Origin of the sequence: Microcoleus sp. T3_B1 (genome assembly GCF_036700445.1) — a bacterium.
Taxonomy (GTDB): Bacteria; Cyanobacteriota; Cyanobacteriia; order Cyanobacteriales; family Microcoleaceae; genus Microcoleus.
On the sequence record NZ_JAUBOX010000028.1, the window covers coordinates 53,842 to 75,027 of the forward strand.

At 43.8% G+C, this 21,186-nt stretch carries 11 protein-coding genes; 1 reads left to right on the forward strand and 10 read right to left on the reverse strand.

Annotated features, from left to right (window positions below):
- Positions 1-254: 254 nt before the first annotated feature.
- From clpP to QT990_RS16990, 7 genes are all read right to left on the reverse strand, one after another.
- Entirely contained in the window at positions 255-863 is a 609-nt protein-coding gene (gene clpP / locus QT990_RS16960; RefSeq protein WP_006635758.1) for an ATP-dependent Clp endopeptidase proteolytic subunit ClpP, read from the reverse strand.
- Positions 864-1,074: 211 nt separating this feature from the next.
- On the reverse strand, positions 1,075-1,365 hold the full coding sequence (locus tag QT990_RS16965; protein ID WP_333413180.1) for a DUF433 domain-containing protein: 291 nt from the start codon (positions 1,363-1,365) through the stop codon (positions 1,075-1,077).
- Positions 1,366-1,566: 201 nt separating this feature from the next.
- On the reverse strand, positions 1,567-1,902 hold the full coding sequence (locus QT990_RS16970; protein WP_333057897.1) for a hypothetical protein: 336 nt from the start codon (positions 1,900-1,902) through the stop codon (positions 1,567-1,569).
- An 18-nt stretch (positions 1,903-1,920) separates the two neighbouring features.
- Entirely contained in the window at positions 1,921-2,295 is a 375-nt protein-coding gene (locus QT990_RS16975; RefSeq protein ID WP_333057898.1) for a hypothetical protein, read from the reverse strand.
- A 109-nt stretch (positions 2,296-2,404) separates the two neighbouring features.
- Positions 2,405-3,625 carry a heparan-alpha-glucosaminide N-acetyltransferase domain-containing protein gene (locus QT990_RS16980; RefSeq protein WP_333465533.1) on the reverse strand — a complete coding sequence of 407 codons (1,221 nt, stop codon included), beginning with the start codon at positions 3,623-3,625 and terminating at the stop codon, positions 2,405-2,407.
- Between the two features lie 197 nt (positions 3,626-3,822).
- Positions 3,823-5,235, reverse strand: coding sequence for an adenylate/guanylate cyclase domain-containing protein (locus QT990_RS16985; protein ID WP_333413143.1), 1,413 nt, complete (start codon positions 5,233-5,235; stop codon positions 3,823-3,825).
- A gap of 48 nt (positions 5,236-5,283) precedes the next feature.
- Positions 5,284-10,815, reverse strand: coding sequence for an ATP-binding sensor histidine kinase (locus QT990_RS16990; RefSeq protein WP_333142081.1), 5,532 nt, complete (start codon positions 10,813-10,815; stop codon positions 5,284-5,286).
- Positions 10,816-11,191: 376 nt separating this feature from the next.
- Between QT990_RS16990 and QT990_RS16995 the strand changes: the two genes are divergently transcribed.
- Positions 11,192-12,073 carry a Cof-type HAD-IIB family hydrolase gene (locus QT990_RS16995; protein ID WP_333308003.1) on the forward strand — a complete coding sequence of 294 codons (882 nt, stop codon included), beginning with the start codon at positions 11,192-11,194 and terminating at the stop codon, positions 12,071-12,073.
- Between the two features lie 559 nt (positions 12,074-12,632).
- On the opposite strand, the gene QT990_RS17000 is transcribed toward QT990_RS16995, so the two are convergent.
- The 3 genes from QT990_RS17000 to QT990_RS17010 all read right to left on the reverse strand — a co-directional run bounded on the left by QT990_RS17000 (position 12,633) and on the right by QT990_RS17010 (position 20,607).
- Positions 12,633-13,523: an alpha/beta fold hydrolase gene (locus QT990_RS17000; RefSeq protein WP_333465534.1), complete on the reverse strand. Its 891-nt coding sequence runs from the start codon at positions 13,521-13,523 to the stop codon at positions 12,633-12,635.
- A 390-nt stretch (positions 13,524-13,913) separates the two neighbouring features.
- The gene (locus tag QT990_RS17005; protein ID WP_333465535.1) at positions 13,914-15,941 is read right to left on the reverse strand and encodes an adenylate/guanylate cyclase domain-containing protein; all 2,028 of its coding nucleotides are present in this window, start codon (positions 15,939-15,941) and stop codon (positions 13,914-13,916) included.
- On the reverse strand, positions 15,907-20,607 hold the full coding sequence (locus QT990_RS17010; RefSeq protein WP_333465536.1) for a PAS domain S-box protein: 4,701 nt from the start codon (positions 20,605-20,607) through the stop codon (positions 15,907-15,909). The genes QT990_RS17005 and QT990_RS17010 overlap by 35 nt, the downstream gene beginning before the upstream one ends.
- Between the last annotated feature and the right edge of the window lie 579 nt (positions 20,608-21,186).

Here is a 21,186-nt window from a genome sequence, read left to right on the forward strand (position 1 = left end):
AGAAACCGGGTTTTTTACAGAGATTAAGGTTGAGAACCAAAGATTAGGGTAAAAAACCCGGTTTCTCGCCCCCCGTTGCTCCCGGATTAAAGAAACCGGGTTTTTTACAGAGATTAAGGTTGAGAACCAAAGATTAGGGTAAAAAACCCGGTTTCTCGCCCCCCGTTTATCCATTAAAGAGCTACTTTTGAACGTTAAAAATTAAAAATCAAAAATGAAGAATATTTCCTCATTTTTGATTTTTAACTTTTCATTTAGACGACAGCGGCGATCGGGCGGCTGGCGGAAGGACGGCGATCGATCACTTGATCGACTAATCCGTAGTCCTTTGCTTCTTCAGCGGACATGAAGAAATCCCGTTCGGTATCTTCTTCAATGCGGGAAAGCGGCTGACCGGTATGGTTGGCAAGATGTTCGTTCAGGCGGCGTTTGTGGTACAAAATCTCTTTAGCCTGAATTTCAATATCGGTTGCTTGGCCTTGAGCTCCGCCTAGAGGTTGGTGGATCATAATCCGGGAGTGAGGCAAACTCATCCGCTTGCCTTTAGCGCCGGCACTCAACAGAAAAGCGCCCATGCTGGCTGCCAAACCGAGACAAATAGTGCAAATGTCGGGGCGGATGTGGTTCATCGTGTCAAAAATGCCCATACCTGCTGTTACCGAACCCCCTGGGGAGTTGATATAGAGGTAAATATCTTTCTCCGGGTCTTCGGCGTCTAAAAATAGCAATTGGGCAACGATCAGGTTAGCCAAGTCTGAGTCAACCTGTTGGCCCAAGAAGACGATGCGATCGCGCAGGAGTCGCGAGTAAATGTCAAAGGCGCGTTCGCCGCGACCGGATTGTTCTATAACTGTTGGGATCATTGACGCCTGCCTGCCTATTACGTATCTTTTTTTAATTTTAGCGATTAGGGCTCAGTTATAGTTAGCGATCGGTGGCGTGCGATCGAGAAATCGGCAAAATCCTTGAACTGGGCGGGGTTGGGGCGTTAATTTGTGGAAGTTGTGGCGGGGGTGCGATCGGAAATCCGATCCTGCAGGCGATCGATGTTGAGGAAGCGGACATCAATAAACGTTAAATAATGTTGTTATGTGGCGATCGTATCATTGGGAGAACTTCCATCGCTCGATCGCGCCTGACACTAGGAAAATGGTCTAAAAATTCATCGACAGAATCACCAGCTTCGAGATAATCAAGTAGAGTCTCGATCGGGACGCGAGTACCAATAAAGACAGGAGTTCCACCTAAAATATCGGGGTCGCTATGAAAGATAGTAGCTGCGTATTGCAAAGAAAAGGCTGTGACATCAAGACAATCTTCTTCACTCCAGGTATCACTTTGCTCGAACGATCTGTTAGTTTCCATCGCTAAATCCCCACTGGATTTTTATAGATTATATCTTTGCTAGGATGGGAGCATCTCATATTTGTAAAAATACTTCTTCTGGCTCCTTCCTTCTTGTGGCTCCTTCCTTCTTCCTCTTTCCTTCTGCCTCCTGCCTCCTGCCTCCTGCCTCAAAACTCCAATTTCTAGCTTGGCCGCAAAGGTGAGATGCTCCCGCTAGGATTACTGGTAGCGGGATTTCTTTGATTTAATCACCTCAATTACATTGTCGTGTCTTTGCCCTTCAATAATATCCTTGAGATGAATCTGTCCGTTGACGTACTGAACGTGGATGCGCCAGCCTGAGACTTTATCAATATCAGCACGATAAACTGCCTGCTTCACACCCTTAACTTTATGCAGTCTCGTTTTGGGAAATTGTCTCGTCCTGTGACATTCCTGGTCTTCAAGTTCTGCTAAAGCTTCCAGAAAACTAATCTTTAGCTCGTCATCTGGCAAAATTTTCATAGCTTCGTAAATAATGCCATATTCATCACAGAGAATAAGGTTTTGCGCCATAACTTAAGCTGATTATATCTAGGCAGTTTCTCGATCGCGCTGAAGTAGGTCTTGATACAAAGACTCTGCTACACCCTTATACGCTCGATCGAGTTCGTCGTGTTGAATTGCTCGAAAAAGAGTAAAAATAGCTTGCCCAAAAATTGGGTCTTCGTCAACCGCCAAAACCACTCTTAGTTTTTGAGAAATTCGTAGCGTATAAAGCGAAGACTCGTAACCATTCAGGTCTGACGATAGCGGGAGACGACGCAGCTTGCGATACACATTTGATTTTTGAGTAGGAAAAAGGCTGGCACAATAATTAATTTTTTGAATTACTGCGGCTTTCTCATCTTCATTTAGCAGCGCAATATCTTTCTCAAATTCCCTTGTTGACTCAATTAGAATATCCACGTCAAAAACCGTAAAAAAATATATAAACATTATACTAAAAAAAGCTTTTAATTGTCAAGCCCCTTGCTCACCACTTACCAGCAAACGCGCTTGTTTAACAACCCACCATTCAAATTTTAATCGCCCAACCACGGCGGTACATCCCATACAAAATTAACCACCAAAATAATACCGCAGTCACGGCAAATGCCAGAGAACCATTCAGCGGCCCCCCCCACGGCACAAACCAGTTTTCATAAATCCAACTGTAAGTTGTTGGAGCATTTTCACCAGTACCGATATGAGTTTTTAACAGAATTCTGGCGACAATACCGGAGGCGACAAATAGAAAAATTGCATTCACTCCCATGATTTCAAACAGCCTCCCCCATTTCCAGCCTCGCACTTCAATTGTTTCGTAGCAAGCTGCTAGCAATAGCAAGGCCCAACCAGCAGTAAAAACTACATAAGAACTCGTCCAAAGTTGTTTGTTGATCGGAAAGGAAAATCCCCACAAGTGGCCGATTACCACGCAACAGAGGCCGCCGATTGCTAAGTTGATACTGGTGCGGGTTTTGATGGGCTGTACGCGCAGCCATTCTCCGGTAAAGTAGCCCATTAGGACTGTAACGCTTGCTGGTAAGGTACTCAACAATCCTTCGGGATCGAAGGGGCCGCCTTTGTACAGGTGTTGGCTACCGAGAATTAGCCGATCGACATATCCTCCTAAATTTCCTTCTGGCGTGAGTTCGCCGGCAGTGTACCCCCCTACAGCAAATACGGTTAGTGCGCCCCAATAGCCCAAAAGCAAGGCAACCGCGAGCAGTTTTTGATTGCGAGGGGAAAGGTTGAGAATGGCGATCGCACTGAGGAAATAAGCTAAGCCGATGCGCTGCAATACTCCCATGATGCGGATTTTACCGAAGTTTTCCACTGGGGCGCTGTTGAGAAGTACGTCAAGGGCGATCGAAGATGTATTTAGCAGCAATCCTAATATAAATAGAATCGCGGCGCGGCGCGCAATTCGCCAGTAAATATTTGAAGAAGGAAGAAGGAAGGAGGAAAAAGGAAGAGGGTTTTTGGGGGATTCTGATTTTTCCTTTGTTTGTGTAATTATTGAGGTTTCTCTTTCGGTTTTTGGATAATTTTGAATATATTTAGACAGCGAGAAAGACATCGCGCAGCCAACGATGAATAAGAAAAAAGGAAATACTAAGTCTGTCGGGGTGCAGCCGTGCCATTCTGCGTGTTCTAGCGGCGGATACACCTGTTTCCAACTGCCGGGGTTGTTGACTAGAATCATCGAGGCGATCGCAATTCCGCGAAAAACATCAAGGGATTTGAAGCGCATAAATTAAGTTATTTGTTCACTGTTCACTGTTCACTGTTCACTGTTCACTGTTCACTGTTCACTGTTCACTGTTCACTGTTCACTGTTCACTATCTTAGGTGATGCCCATTTCCTAATTCTTTTCGGCCCAACTCCCAACTCCCAATGCCCCATGCCCCATGCCCCATGCCCATGCCCCATGCCCCATGCCCTATTCCCTATATCTCTATTCCTTCCAGAGTCATAATGACTGCATTTTTCATCAACATATCGCACCTTTCTGCATAAAAAGCTGCTGCCTTATCATACTTGTTGACTTGCAAAACGCGCAGAAACATTTGCCTTGCTTGCGCGAATTGCTGCTGGTAGTGAAAAAAAATTCCCTGTTCAAAATAAGTTTGAGTTTGTGCTTTTAGTTCGATCATTGTCGCCGAGTCGCCATCGTAAATTTCAAATACAGCAACAGGTGTTTGTTTTCCTTTTACTTGAACGCGATCGAGAAACCTGCACTTGTAATGTTGAGGATCGTCTATCCGGCAAAGGGTTTGGACGCTAGCTACAATACTAACTCCATAAAGCTTTGTCAATCCTTCCACGCGGGAAGCTAAATTAACGGCATCAGAAATTACCGTACTTTCCATTCGTTCCGCTTCGCCAATCGTACCTAACATTAAAGTCCCCGTATGCAAGCCAATCCCTATCGAAATAGGTTGATAGCCACTGTTTTGCCTGTGTCTGTTATAAATTTTTACTTGCTGCTGCATCTCAATTGCTGCTTGCACAGCATCTTCAGCCCTGTTAGGAAACAAAGCCATAATTCCGTCACCAATATATTTATCTATAAAACCGTTGTACTGGCGGATAACTGGGCCAACTCGGCTTAAGTAAGAGTTAAGAAATTCAAAATTTTCTCGGGGAGACATACTTTCTGACAGACTTGTAAATGAGCGAATGTCGGCAAACATAATCGTCATTTCTGCTTGTACAGAGTCTCCTAGTCTGGCATCAACGATGCTTTCTCGTTTTAGAAATTTCAAAAACTCACGGGGTACAAAACGGGCTGAGGCGGCGGCAATTTTTTCTAGTTCGCTTTTGCTGGATTCGATTTGATTCAGGGATCTAAATGCTCTCAGGGCGGTGACTACTGTGGTAAATAATTTTTTGTTAGTAAGTTCTGTTTTGGTTTTGTAATCATTGATATCGTAGCTGACAATTACTACATCTTCTGGTACTTGTCCGGGCTGTCCAGTTCGTAAAATAATTCGCACAATTTGATTATTTAAAATATCGCGGATGTATTTAACTACTTCCAAGCCTGCTTCTTCTGTTTCCATAACTACATCAAGTAAAATCAATGCTATGTCGTAGTTATTTTGGATTATTTCTTTAGCTTCTTTTCCTGAGTAAGCGCTAATAAATGTTATAGTTTTACCTTCAAATTTAAAATCGCTTAATGCTAATTTAGTAATATTATGAATTTCGATTTCATCATCGACAATTAGTATTTTCCAACTTTCTTCTAGCGGTTTTTCTTCCGCCTCGTCTTCCTCGGCAAATATTAATTCATCGTCGCCCGCTGGGATTAATTCGTCATCGCCTGCAGCCAACAGGTTTTTACTAGCTTCTGACATATATCGTTCTCCTATATAAAACTTATATCCATGTTGGCGGTCTAATAACTAACTGCTCATTTTAGCGGGAAATTCAATCATAAATCTTGTCCCTTTATTTAGTTGACTTGTGCAGCTAATTGTGCCTTTTAGTTTTTGAGTAACAAGGTTATAAATAATGTGCAGTCCCAATCCTGTGCCTCCCTGACCTCTTTTGGTCGTAAAAAATGGTTCAAAAATTTTACTGAGATTTTCTGGATCAATTCCTTTGCCGTTATCGGCATATTCAAATATTAGCCGATCGCCCTCTAGTTTGAAATCAAAAGCCAGAACTCCTTCGTCTTCTCCATCGTAGGCGTGAATTAGGGAATTCAACACCAGATTTGTCACAATTTGACACACTACGCCAGGGTAACTGTCCACTACAATATTTTCATCACACTTAATCTGTATTTTGTGCTTAGTTCTTTTTAGTTTGGCTGTTAAGGATGTCAAAATTTCCTCTAGATAGTTTTTAACATTAAACGTGCGTTTTAACTCGCTCGACTGATCCACAGCTACTTCTTTAAAACTGTGAATCAAGTCGGCCGCCCGCGTGAGGTTGGATAAGATCATATTACTGCTTTGCATGGCGGTATCCAGAAACTTTTCTAACTCGGAACGTTTTATTTGGCCGTTACTGTAAACCTCAAAAAACTTTGTGGCTTTTTCAGCAAGCAGGGAGGCGGCGGTGATGCCGATGCCAATGGGAGTATTGATTTCGTGGGCCACACCTGCAACCAACCCTCCGAGGGCAGCCATTTTTTCCGATTCTACCAGTTTATTTTGAGCCGATTTTAAGTCTGCTAAAGTTTGGGAGAGCTCGGAGGTACGCTGCTGTACTAAATTTTCGAGATTCTGATTGAATTGGTGCAAGTTGGCGTAAAGTTGGGCATTTTCGATGGAGATAGAAATTTGAGAAGACAGCAGTTTTAATATTTCTAACCTGTCTTGGGTAAAAGCGCCTGTAGTCAGATTGTTTTCTAAATATAGAATCCCAGTGAGTTGACCTTGATTAATTAACGGAGTGCAAAGAATTGATTTAGGTTGAACCGCCATTATATAGGGTGTGCGAGTAAATTGTCCTTCGCGGCTGGCATCGTTTAAAACTATACTTTCCTGGGTGCGGGCGACGTAGTTCACAACTGCAACTGCCAGCAAAGTTACTTCTCGATCGTCGGCTACAAAATCTATCGGAATTGATTGCATGACAGCAACGCGATCGACATCTACCGATCCTGATGCTTCAATCACCCATTGACCCTCTTTTTCTAGTATTAAAAACCCTCGTTGCCCCCCGGCATTTTCAATAACGATTTTCATCATTTTAGCCAGCAGTTTGTCTAGAACTATTTCGCCCGCTAAGGTTTGCGATGCTTTCACTGCGGTAGTCAAGTCTAGCACGCCTGCAGCGTCGTTCGTAGTGGAAGAAGCGCTGCTGGTAGATTTGTGAGTTTCAATATTAGTTGAAATCGAGGCGGAAGTTAGCAAGTGCGAGTATTTCGATTCTAAATGCGCTGCTTTGGCTGTTGCTCCCCAGCGCTGATAGCAATAACGCGCTTCTGTCAAGTAAGTTTTAGAATTTTTTTCTCTTCCTATGGATAGATAAAATGCTCCTGCCAATTCTGCTGCTAGTGCTTGTACTTGTATGTATCCATTTTCTTCGGCTCCGTCAATTGCGCGATCGTAATATTCCATTGCTCTCTCAACATTGCCCAAAACGCGCGCTTTTTCTGCCGTAAGTAAGTCGCATTTGTGCTGAAGATTCATGGGCGCCGAAAGCGCTTTTTGTTGCAGTTTTTTCCGGTTACTGACAGCGTAAAAAATATGCTCTTCTTGTTCCTCCTCTGTTGCAGATGGATAGGTGGCTAGGCGGGCTAAAGAATCGTAAAACTGGTATTCAGAAACATTAATAAAGCCTGCAACTCCGTCTAAATATACTTCTGCTTGCGCTGCATTTTCTAGCGCTGTAGCGGTATCTCCAAATAAATAGGCTAGTATTAATTTTTGCAAATAAAAGTGCTGTAGTCCCACCCGATCGTTAGCTTTCAACAGCAGCGACAACAATTTTTCTTCGCTGTATGCTTCCCCTAATACAAGGTGTTGACTTTCCAATTTTCCCATCAATTGCAAAATACTTTGCCGATATATTTGATTCCAAGTCAATACAGTTTCTTGCTTGAGTTGAAACAGCAAATGGTTGTAACTTACCATTCTCCGTTCCAGTTGTGGCAATTCTTGACCTATGAAATACAAAGACTGACAAATATTTACGGCTGAATATCCGACAGATTCTAAATCCCCATTTTCTAGCGCGCTTTGATAGGCCTCCTCTAATAGCGGCAAAGAGTCTTTAACGTGATGCTTGCCGTTCATCAAAATGAATGCTACTAAATTCAGCGTTTTGCTTTTGAATTCTAACGCATTTAATCTATCGCTCAAATTTAAAGCTAATTGACCAAAGCGATCGCCCGATTCAATATCTCTAACTATTCCTTTTAAAATTGCTCCGTAATTAGCATAACCGAAGGCAGAAAAAGTAGAGTTTCCGTAATTAATAGATAAATTAACTTGCTCGCACACAATCAGCGGCAGCAGCACAGGTTCAACTATAAATGTAGCTGAAAACATACTGGAAAGCACGCGCATAGTTGCTAATTTGTGCGGATTGGTCATAATCGGTAAGTTAATTAAATCTTCTATTTTTATTTCTGTTAAATAAGCGGCAGTTTTAGCCAGTGCTTGCTGAATGTGGAGGGGAATCGGCGATTCTGGAAAGTTAATTCCTAACATTTTTAGTGCTTCCCGACCAATTTTTACCGATTCTTGGAGTTGGGTTTGCATCGCACAAGCTATGATTCTAATTTCAAAAACTTTGATTTTGTCTAGTTCATTTTTTGCGTGTTGCAGGACAATTATCGCCCATTTTTCCATTGGTTCAAAGTCGGTATTTAGGTAAGCAGCTTCTGCTGCTGACTCGTAGAGTGCAAGAGTCAAGTCGTAGTCAGTTTGCCAACTTTCGGGGGGAAGCAGTTCAATACCTGTGGTTAAATATTTGAGGGCAAGTTCGTAAGCTGCACTTGCTTTTGCTTTGCGGCCTGCAATTAAATTTAATTGGCATAATTGAAATTGTTCTAATTGACTACTGATGATTTCTTTAGCTGAATTTAGTTGGTTGACGGTATCAAAAATATGTTCTTCTAATTGCTCTGGCGGTGCATTTTTTAGTAAAAAATTGCCTATTTTGAGATGAATTTCTTGTTTGTGATAATCGGATATTAAAGCATAAGCTGCTTGCTGCACTCGCTCATGCAAAAATTTGTAAGTGGCGCTCGAAACATCAGCCACTGGTAGGGAAAATTTATCGGTAAAGTCTCTAGATATTGTGTCTGTTACTTCTGTGCTTGCTGCTAGTGCGATCGGAATTTGGTAGGCGTTATTCACGAGCAAAATTAGACCGGACTGAAGTGCCTCTCCGAGGTCTATTGCTGCGGACGCCAGAGGTTTTTCGGCGATTGTCGAGATAGTTTCTAAATCAAATTTGTTCCCGATACAAGCGGCTAATTTAAGCAGTTCCTGGGTCTTCTTTGAAAGTTTCTGAATGTTATCTATCATTAATTCTACAACATTGTCAGTTATTCCCATTTCTTGTATTTGTTCGATATCCCACTGCCACTCGCCTGTAAGATGGCATTTTTTCACAATTTGCTCTGAGATTGGTTGCGCTAAGCCCGACAGGTTAGGTTCAGCTAGATCGACCAAATTATTCGAGGGTGAAAGTTTAAAGTAAATCAAACTTTTCGAGTAAATAAATTTTATTAATTGAGTTAAAAAGAAGGGATTTCCCGCAGTTTTTCGCCAAAGCAATTCTGCTAAACTTAGGGATTTTTCTGGGGCGCAGTTCAAAGTATCGGCAACAAATTGGTTGACGCTGCTTATATCTAAAGGCGAAAGGGCGATCGCCCTCACAGTACCGCCTGCTTTTTTAATTGCTTCGGCGGTCAGCATTAGGGGATGATTTGCATCTACTTCCTGCTCTCTATAAGCGCCAATTATTAATAAATATTGAGTTCCCAGGTCAGTTGCTAGCAGTTCTATTAACTTGAGAGATGCTGAATCGACCCACTGCAAGTCGTCCAAGAAAATTACTAGGGGGTGTTCTTTTTGAGCAAAGACGCGGATGAAGTTTTGAAATACTAAATTAAAGCGATTTTGAGATTCATTTGCTCCTAAATCTGGGACGGGGGGCTGCGGCCCGACAATCAGTTCTACTTCGGGAATAGCTTCAATAATTACTTGGCAGTTGCCGCCGAGTGCTTTTAAAATTTTTTCTTTCCAAACATGGATTTCTGCGGCATTTTCTGTGAATATTTGTCGCAACAAATCCTGAAAAGCTTGGAGCAAAAAAGCGTAGGGAATATCGCGCTTAAATTGCTCAAATTTGCTGTCAATAAAATACCCGTTTTCCCGCCGACTCGGCTTGTAAACTTCATATACTAACGACGATTTGCCCACACCTGCGGCACCAGAAATCAGCACGATTTCTGTATTGCCCCGCCTCATCCGCTGGAAGATACTGAGAAGCATATTAACTTCTACTTCTCGCCCGTAAAATTTTTGGGAAATTTGCAGGTGACTTGACTGATCTTGCTCGCCGAGGGTTATGTGGGAAATTTCGCCTGTAGTTTGCAGTTGATGGAGACAATTTTCCAAGTCGTACAAAAGTCCGAAAGCACTTTGATACCTGTCTTCGGCTGTTTTTGCTAAGAGTTTTATGACGATATCGGAAACGACTTGAGGAATCTCCTTGGTTCCTAATTGATTGATTCTGCCTTCGATGCTTCTGCTTTGTACTTTTTGCTTTCTGTTTTCCCAAGGAGAAACTGGCGTTTTGGCAATATGGGAGTGTACTAATTCCATAGGATCGATCGCCTGAAAAGGCAATTCGCCACAAAGCATCTCATAAAAGGTGACGCCTAAAGAATAAAAATCGGTGCGGTAGTCGATCGCCCGATTCATGCGTCCCGTTTGTTCAGGAGACATATAGGCGAGAGTGCCTTCGAGTAAATGGGGATGGCTGGGGGCGGGGTTTTCGCCCGGTAGCAGGGAGGCGATCGCAAAATCAGCAATCTTGACATCTCCTGTCTCGATATTGACAATAATATTGCTGGGTTTAATATCCTTATGGATGATGTGGTGTTCGTGGAGTTGCCCAATTGTTTCTGCTAGTTTGATGCCAATATGCAGAAATTGTTGTAACTCTAGCTGGTTGTTGCTGAGAAAGTCTTTTAGGGAAATACCACCAAAATCTTCTAAGACTAAAACAGGGAAGTGATTGTATGTTTCTATTTTGTAAAGCTTGACTATTCCGGGTAAATTCAAATTTTTAAGAATTTCGGATTCGTGCAGCAGTTGGGATATTTGCGCTGGGTTAGGGTATGGCGGCGTGAGAGTTTTGAGGATAACGGGTTTTTGTTCCTCAAGCTGCATCCCTCGATAAATAACTGTGTGAGGGTTTGTATAAAGTTCTCCGTCAATGCGGTATCCCGGAATAGAAATCATGATAGTTGGGGGTAATTTCAAAGAGGCGGCTATACAATTTTAGATTTTAGATTTTAGATTTTAGATTGGGAATGATTGATGATATAAGGGTTTGGCTCGCGGGCTTAGAGTTGCATTCTTTTTGCACACAAGTATTATTAAGTAAGTGAAAATACACAGCATCGGTCGAGTGCGGTTTTTACGGCAGTAAACTGGCTACTATGATATAGCTTAGCTAAATCCATCCCTAAACAGTCCTCCTAGATACTTTTTTTGTCGCTTATTTAGTTATCTATATTATTTTAGTATTCAAAAAATCAGAAGTGGCACTTTGCTATCCCGCCAGTGGCAAAATAAACGGGTGCGTGCAAATCAACAGCTAAAATCTAAAAAAATCATGCAGAATATAACTGCCTCAAATCCAGCTAATGCGACCGATCGCGCTTTTGGCACCGCAGACATTCAATTGCTGGTAGTGGATATAGACGGCACGATCGCAGGTTTGTCAAATACCATCCGAGAACCAGTCAAGCAGGCAATTTTGGCTGCCGAGTCGCGGGGAGTGAAAGTGGCCGTCGCTACGGGCAGGATGTACCGATCAGCTTTGCGTTTTCACCGGGACATCGGCTCAACATTGCCACTGATTTGCTACCAGGGCGCGTGGATTCAAGATCACGCTACTCAAAAACGGCTGCGGCACTTGCCGCTGTCGAAACAAACTGCTCTGCAACTGTTAGATTATTTTGAAGAACCGCATTTGCGATCGCTGCTTTCGATCCATTTCTACATTGACGACCAACTTTACGTGCCGGAAATTACCGCAGCTACCCGAATTTATGCAGAACGATCGGGCATTAAACCAATGGTGATTAAAGATTTGCGGCGAGATCTTCCGGGGGAACCGACGAAAGTTTTGGCATTGTGCGAGAATCCGGGGGTACTCGACGGCTTGCTCAGCAGTATGCGGCAGCGCTACACGCCTGCAGAGCTTTATTTGACTCAATCGGTTGCTACTTTTTTTGAAGCTACGCATCCTTTGGCGAATAAGGGAGATGCGGTGCAGTATTTAGCGGAGGAACTTTTGGGTTTGCAGGCGGCGAATGTGATGGCGATCGGCGACAATTTTAATGATGTAGAAATGATTGCCTATGCGGGTGTAGGGGTGGCGATGGGCAATGCTCCTGATGGGGTGAAGGCTGCTGCTGATTGGGTGGCGCCGGATGTGGAGGAAGATGGGGTGGCGGCTGCGATCGAACAATTTGTTTTGGGCGATCGTTGATATTTCTAGCACCAATACCGCAGGGGCGGGTTTAGCGACATTTGGAAAAAATGTATATCAACTCGCCCCGACCCAGCGACAATTTATTATTATATAACTCTCTAGTTTTGAGTTCTATGCAATCAAATTTTGATGATCAAAAACAATCCACACTTTCGGATTTTTCGATATCAAGTGGAGTCAATTACTTTTTTTGCAAAATCAGAATATTTATTTAACGAACCGCGAAGACGCTAAGAACGCGAAGGAAGAATTGAAGAAAGCGGGGCGGGCTTACAGATCTTCTGGATGTGAATTATAGATAATTTAAAACTCTTAAAAACGGGTTTCAACAGAAAAAGCACCGACGACTGGCCGTGTTTCGTCTCGGTGCTTCTTCTGGTTCGCTCCTCACACGTCCATCAATATAGCTGACTCAGTAAATTGTGTCAATACTTTTTCCAAAAATAGTTTTTTGAGTCGGCTGCTGCCGGGGTGACGGCGCGGTGGAGCGAGGCAAAACTCTTGCAATGCAAGGGTTTGACTCGATCGCTCAAGGGTTGCCTTGAGTAGAAAAATTTTACTTCACTTCCACCAGCCAGTCCAAAATCAGAGCGTTGACTTCACTGGGCCGCTCGTCGTGGGGACAGTGGCCTGTGTTGGGAATGGAAACAAATTTCACTGGTTTATCGTTGGCGGCCAATTGTTGATAAATCTGGCTGCCGGCGATGGGTGTCCAGGGGTCGTCTGCGCCCCAAAGTACCAATAACGGACGATCGACTTTGGGCAGCAATTCTGACGGTTGAGGGCCTGGAGGGGCTGTGAGAATCGAGGCAAACACTTGTTGAGCTCCGGGCTCGCAGGAGGGGGCGTGCAGGAGTTCTACGAGTTCGTCAGTGATGGCTTCGCGGTTCCCGTAGACTTGGCGCAGGGTGTTGCGGATGCGGTGTTTTTGGCGGATGTTGTTGAAGACAAAGGGGCCGATCAGGGGCGATCGAACTAATTTAGTAAAAGTCCCCATCACTACTCGCAGCGGGAAATTTAGTTCGTCGGGCCGGTGGTTGAGCCCGCCAGCACAGTTGATTAAGACACCGCCGGCTGATATTTCTGGATGGTTGGCGACTACCATCAAACTCAGCAAAGCGCCGATCGAATTCCCGACAAATACAGCCGGTTCCTGTACCAGATCCGCCCAGAAATCAGTCAGCAATTCTTCCCACAATTCCAGAGTGTAATCTAGGGCTGGTTTGGCGGAAGCACCGAATCCCAGCAAGTCCAGCGCAAATACACGATAGCCGCCGGCCGCGAGTACGGGGATATTTTGTCGCCAATGTCCGATCGAAGCCCCAAATCCGTGAATCAAGATCAGAGGGCGGCCGGTTCCTTGGACGGTATATTGGATTTTGTGACCTTTCCAAGTCCAAATTAGCTTTTCAAAACTGGTTGCAGATACTAATTGTTGTGCAGTCACGGCTATTATGTAAAGTTTCGTTAACTACTTTCATCATAGCAGTAGTCAGTAGTCAGTAGTCAGTAGTCAGTAGTCAGTAGTCAGTTGTCAGTAGTCAGTAGTCAGTAGTCAGTAGTCAGTAGTCAGTAGTCAGTTGTCAGTAGTCAGTAGTCAGTTGTCAGTAGTCAGTTGTCAGTAGTCAGTAGTCAGTAGTCAGTAGTCATGAATTATTGGTTATTGGTTATTGGTTATTGGTTATTGGTTATTGGTTATTTGTTATTGGTTATTTGTTGTAATGCCCAATGCCCCATGCCCCATGCCCCATGCCCCATGCCCCATGCCCCATGCCCCATGCCCCATGCCCCATGCCCCATGCCCAATGCCCCATACCCCATGCCCAATTCCCAATTTTTACTTTTTTCCTAGCAACCAATAAGTCATCATATCCCCCTTACCTTTTACCGGAATCACGCCTCGCATCTCAAACAAATACTTATCTTTCAAAAGCTCATAAGTAACATCAGTAACTTGAATGCTGCCTGCAAAACCCGTAGCTTCCATCCTCGCCGCTACATTCACCGTATCTCCCCACAAATCATAAGTAAACTTGCTCACACCAATTACTCCCGCAACCACCGGCCCGGAATTGATGCCGACGCGAATTGCCAGTTTTTCCCCTGTTTCGGCGGACAATTTTGCTATTTTTGCTTGCATTCCCAGGGCCATTTGGGCGATCGCCTCGGCGTGATCCTGTCTAGGCGTAGGCAACCCCCCGACTACCATGTAAGCATCGCCAATAGTCTTAATTTTCTCCACACCGTACTTTTCAGCTAACTGGTCGAAGTGCGAAAAAATTACGTTCAAGCGCTTTACCAACTCGGTGGGAGACATTCTCGCCGACAGTTCAGTAAAGCCAACAATATCAGCAAATAAAACACTTACTTGGGCAAAACTGTCGGCGATCGTGCTTTGCTCTGCCTTCAAGCGTTCTGCGATTGGTTTGGGTAAAATATTTAACAGCAACTTCTCGCTTTGTTCTTGTTGAACTTTGAGCGCTTCTTGGGCTAATTTGCGCTCTGTAATGTCAGAAACAGTACCCTCATAGTAGAGCAGCTCACCTTTTGAATCTCGAACAGCCCGGACATTTTCTGACACCCAAATCCGGCGTCCGTCTTTGCGACATACCATAGATTCAAACCCCGAAACGGCATTTTCAGTATCCATAGCAGCCACAAATTCGAGGCGGCGTTCCGGGTCAACGTACAGTTGCTGAGCAATATTTTTAATCTCCGACATCAGTTCTTCTGGCGAGTCGTAACCGTACAATTTTGCCAAAGCTGGATTAGCGCTGAGATAGCCTCCTGAAGGCGTGCTTTGAAAAATGCCTTCCATAGCATTTTGTACAATGCTGTGATATTTTTCTTGGGCAATACGTAGCAATTCTTCTGCTTGTTTGCGCTGAATCAAAGAACCTAATTGAGTGCCGACGGCATTAAAAACGTCTATAAATCGTGCGTCTTTCCCACCAGACGAAATTTTAAAGAAAACTAGCACTGCCAATACTTCATCGCCTACCAAAATCGGCACGCCAAAACCCGCTTTGAATCCGAGTTCTAGTGCTATCTGACTTCGTAAAAAATTCGGGTAGCCCTGGGAAATATCTTCTACCCATTCCGGTTGCTTGGATGCCCAAACTCGTCCCGGCAGCCCTATATTCATGCCAAATGTCAGTTGTTCGCTTTGCCTGCGGAACACCTCCATCCTCGCGTTGCTGGCATACCAGCCCCGGGCAGATTGCAGCACAGTTCCTTCTGCATCGGGAATCCAAGCTTCTCCTACATCCCATCCGATTGTTTCGCCCACTTGGTGCAGAATTACTTCTAAAGCTGAGTGAAAGTCTACAGCTTCGCCGATCGCCCGCGTAGTTTCCAGCAAAAACCGGATTGATTCTTGGGCCCGCTGGCGTTCTGCGATTTCTTCCTGCAATCTAGAATTGCGATCGTGCAGTTCCCTAGCTTGCAGTTCCAGTTTGGATTGCAGCGAACGAAGGGAAAGTTGGTTTTGAACCCGGGCTAAGACTTCTTCTACTTGAAATGGTTTAGTAATATAATCCACTCCTCCTACTTGAAAAGCTTTAACTTTTTCCAGCACATCATCTAGCGCACTAATAAAAATTACCGGAATATCTTTAGTTTTTTCGCTTAACTTTAACTGCTCACAAACTTCATAACCGTTCATTTGCGGCATATTAATATCTAGTAAAATTAGATGGGGAGGAGATATTTTTGCCGCTTGCAGAGCCAAGTTTCCGTTAATAGCCTTCCTGACATGATACCCGTGAGATGTCAGCATAGTCGATAGAAGTCGCAAGTTATCCGGCATATCGTCAACAATCAGAATGTCTTTAGGAGGCGCTGGTAATGGATGGTCGTTCATCATAATATAATTGAGTTAAGTCGATAATGATATCTATCCGAAAATTATCGACTAAATCTGTTAAAGCGTTAGCGAGATTTGCCTCAGTTTCGGGAATTTCCTGGATCAGTTCGAGGATGCGGTTGTCGTCCACACAAAGTGCTGATCGGTGCAACTCGACCACCCAGTCTGTGGGCATTACACTCAAATCCTCGGTGGTCAAACTTTTAAGCAGCGTGGGTGCTGCCAAAGAAGTAGATAAGTTTTCTTTCTCATAAATATAACGCAGGTTGAGGTGATGCGCTATCTTTTCAAAGAGTACCTCTTCCCGAAACGGTTTACATATCAAATCGTTACAACCCGCAGACCAAATTATTTGCCGCTGCTCGTCAAAAGCACTGGCGGTCAAGGCAATAATTATTGTTTCTTTACCTTCTAGAGTTTTCTTAATCTGTCTTGTCGCTTCATACCCATCCATCACGGGCATCACCATATCCATTAATATCAAGTGCGGCTTCCAAGTTGAATGCAAAGCAATTGCTTCTTGACCGTTAGTTGCTTCCCGGACTTCAAATCCCAGGGGTATCAGGAGCTTAAGCAGCAGTTGGCGATTTTCCGCTACATCTTCAACTATTAATATCCGATAAGTGTCTTGTCCGGCTTCTAAAGCAATAACTTGTTTAATCGGGGATTTTTCTTGTTCATCACTTTGTGTTACTAAGTCAACCCAGATATTAAAGCTGAAAAGAGTGCCTTGACCGAGTTGACTTTCAACATCAATATCTCCTCCCATAATCCGAACAAACTGTTGGCTGATCGGCAATCCGAGACCAGTCCCCTGCATGGATTTCCGACCTGTTTCGGTTTGCACGAATGGCTTGAATAATGTGGAAATTTCCGAGGGAGAAATGCCGGGTCCGGTGTCGGCAATTTCAAAATACAATTGGAATTTGTTTTCTTCTGTGGCGTCTTTTTCAGCTTGGCTGCTGACGCGCAAAGTAACAGTTCCGTGTTGAGTAAATTTAATCGCGTTGCCGAGCAGGTTAATTAAAACTTGCCGCAATTTAGCTTCGTCTGTTTGAATGTACTGCGGCAAATCGTCGGTATTTTCCAAGATTAAGTGCAAACCTTTTGAGTGGGCTTTTAGTTGCAGCATTTCTTTGAGACTGTTGAGAAGGTTGTAGAGATTGAAGCGGCTGGGATTGATGGTAATTTGACCGGCTTCTATTTTGGACATTGACAAAACATCATTGATGAGTTCTAGCAAATGTTCGCCGCTGCGGTTGATAATTTTTATGTATTCTTTTTGTTCTTCCGTGATAGAAATGTTGCGGGCCATGACTTGGGAAAAACCGAGAATGGCGTTGAGAGGTGTGCGGAGTTCGTGGCTCATGGAAGCTAGAAATTGGCTTTTGGCGCGGTTGGCAACTTCGGCGTTTTCTTTGGATTTAATCAGTTCCATGGACTGCCTTTGAGTGCGGGCGAGCAATTCGGCTTGCTGTAATGCTACTCCTAGCTGAGTACCGACATCAACTGCAACGTTGATTTCTGCTTCAGTCCACTGGCGGGGACCAGAATTTTGATAGGATGCTAGTAATCCCCAGAGCTTTTTGCCGGAAAAAATTGGTACAATAATGTAGGATTTAGCTTGGAATTTTTCTAGTAAGTGGATGTAACAAATATCGAATCCTTGCTTGTAAATGTCTGGGACACAAAGGTAAGTTGTACCTCGGCTGTAGGCTCCGCCTTGGGTTTCTTGCAAATAGGTATCGCGTACTTCTTGTGAGGGGCTATCTAATTCTTTGACGACGCAACGGTCGCTGTCTAAAGCGCCTTCAGTAAGGTGAGAATCGAGTTCCTGTGCTTGGATGAAAGAAACCCACTTGTGGTCACGGGATTCGGCTACAAATTCGCCGCTCCAGTCAGGATAGAAACGGTAAATTGCGACTCGATCGCACTTCATGGTTTGGCGCAATTCTCGGGTTGTGGCGTGAAAAATTTCTCGGATATCTAAAGTCTGCCGCATTCTTTCAATGATGCGGGCGATCGCTCTTTGTCGTAAAGCACTTTCTTGCAGTTCGGTTTCTGCTTGCTTGCGTTCGGTAATATCTACAGCCATTAAAGCAATGCCGATCGCTGTACCGTTATCGTCAATTAGCTGAGTATTGTACCACTCGCAGATGATAATTCTGCCGTCTTTAGTCAGATTTTCGGTAGTGCCGCTGGATTTGGCGTTCAAGTCGTGATTGAAAATCTCAGATATTTGCTGGCGGTAGCTTTCAGGTACGAGCAAATCGGAGGCGACTCGACCAATCGCTTCTTGCTCGCTGTAGCCAAAAATAGCAACGGCTGCGGGATTCCAAGTGATAATTTCTAAATTCAGGTTTAACTCGATAACTGCGATCGGCGTTTGCTGCAATAAAAATGAGATTCTTTGCTGCGATGCTAGCAGTTTTTCTTCGGCTAATTTGCGGTCTGTGATGTCATTAGCAGTGCCGAGAATTTGTTTGGGTTTACCCTCGGCTGTTCTGAGAAATACTGTATCCCAACTGTGCATCCACCGCCATTCACCGTTTTTGTGTTTCATTCGGTATTGACATTCAATGACCTCACCGTCTTGGGCTTGATCCACTTTTTTGACGCTTTCCAAAAACTCTGGCAAATCATCGGGGTTGAGCAGCATTGGCATCATTGCTGTACCCATATCTTGTATTTCTTGGGCGGTATATCCGAGCATCGTAGAAATTTGTCGGTTGCTGTAGACATTCCGCTGTTCAATTACATCGTAAACATACAATAGGTTGGGATTGGAATCGGCGATCGCTTGAATGAAGTGCTGGCTCTCTCTGAGTGCGGATTCTGTTTGTTTGCGAACGCTAATATCTCTGGCTACGATAATCACTGAATCTGGAGTAAGCGGAGAAACTTTAGCGTCGAGGCAAACTTCGCGCTCTCCGACTTTAAAGCTATATTCAACATTGATGGTTTGCTTCGTTTTTAGAGCTTCGTGGATAGCCTTTAATACTAAATCTGCTATAGGTTTCGGCAAGACTTCGTGGGCGGTTTTGTTAATCATTTCGCTTGGAGGTTTCACCAAATTTGTTGATGCTGTCGGGGCGATTTTGATGCAGCGCCCTTCTGCATTTCTCACTAAAACTGTGTCAGTCATGGCGGCAAAAATCGCCCGCAATTCTGTTTCCGATTCTTGCAGAGCTTGCTCGGCGCGGACGCGGGTGCGAATTTCTGCTTGCAGCACTTTATTTTGCCGATCGAGCTGCTGAATTCGGTTTTTTTCTCGTTCGATCAGTTTAGTTTGAGCGATAGCGAGCCCTACTTGAGCCGCCACAGCTTCTAATAAGTCGATTTCCTCCGAAGTCCATTCCCGGTAACGATCGCACTGGTGCAAACAGATAGCACCGTTTGCCCTGCCTTGGTAAGAAGTGCGAATTGCCAGCATCGATTTTAACCCAACCTTCTGGCAAATCGGTTGAACAGCTTCCAACAGAGGGTCTGAATAAACATTGTTGGAGGCGATCGCCATATCTTGTATCATCATTTGTATGACGTGAGGATTGCCCCAAATTGGAACAGGTACGTTCCGAATAGATTCGCACTCCGGTTGTAGATACTCGGCCACCAGAGGAATATCGACTTGGGGAGTAGTAACGTAAGTATGAATCAAACAGCGATTGACGCAGAATGCCAGACCGATTTGAGTTGCAGCTATTTCAAATATTTGTTCGGGCTGCAAGCTGGAGCGAATTTCTTGAGTTATTTTTGCAATCAGCAATTCTCGCTGAACTTGCCGTTCTAAAGCCGCTTTAGCTCCAGCCATTTCTATTTCTGCCTGCTTGCGCTCGGTGATATCAAAAAGTACGCCATACCAAACAATATCGCCATTATCGCGCATTTCTGGCCGAGAATTAGATTGCAGCCATTTGAGTTTACCCGACGGTGTAACAATCCGCCATTCACAGGCAAAAGGTTCTAAACTTTGGGCGCTAGTAGCAATTTGTTTTACCAGATATTCGTGGTCATCTGGATGGTTTTGCTCGAAGCACAAGTCAGAATTTTTTAATATTTCCTCACTCTCTAATTCGTAAATCTCCCGACAAGCATAACTTATATATTCAAATTTAAAACTTCCATCAGGCTGCTTAATAAATTGATAAATAACTCCCGGTATATTGACCGCCAATTTCTGCAACCGCGCTTTGCTTTCCCGGAGTGATTGTTCTGTTCGCTTGCGAAATTCTACCTCTTGTTGCAGTTGGGCATTCTGCTGTTTTAATTGTTTTGATAGCTGTTGTATAGTCAATTGACTTTCGATCCGCACTAAAACTTCTTCCACTTGAAAAGGCTTAGTAATGTAGTCAACACCCCCAACTTCAAAAGCTTTGACTTTATGAAAAGTTTCATCAAAACTGCTCAAAAAAATAACCGGAATTTCCATCATTTTCTCGTTGGATTTCAGTCTAGCACAGACTTCATATCCGTTCATTTTGGGCATGGCAATATCGAGCAAAATCAAGTCAGGGAGAACGGTTAAATTAGCATTAACCGCCATTTCTCCCGAAATCGCCCGCTGAACTTTATACCCTTCTTTCGTCAATATGTTGGATATAAACCGCAGGTTTTGGGGCTGATCGTCAATAATTAAAATGTGAATATTTTCTTTGTCAACTATCATTTTTTGTCGGATCATTGTGAATGTTTTAGTGCTAGCAGCAGATCGATCATTTAATAAATTTAGCGATTCCTGGCGAGCATAATTATTTATTAAATGTTTTCAAAATCAGCAAAAAGAGGATTAATTTTAAATACAGCGTATTCCCGGTTTATGAAGTACATCCCAGAAACCGGGTTTCTTTACAGTTCTCGCATCATTACTGATTCTGTCCAACAAACCCGGTTTCTCGCCCTCTACATCTAAATGAAATATGCGGTATTAGCCCATCAACTAACGCACCTTCTATTTTTTCAACTTATTGGTTACTTGTCTTAAGTTGCCCACCCCAAATAACCGTATTTAACCACCTTTGAGTGCCCCAACAAATCCCCTTATTTGATGTCCCAATTAAGTTGGCAGAAAAACAATCTTCGCTTACGCACTCCCGACCAAAGCAACCGGGTTTTTTAACTTTGTTCAAGGGCTGTAACCAAGTATTTTTGTACAACCCGGTTGATGCGTCCAGGACTATTTTTTGCTTGACTTTTGCATTAAAAGTCCCAGGAGGATAACGCAAGTTTCTGGACATTTTGCTGCCAC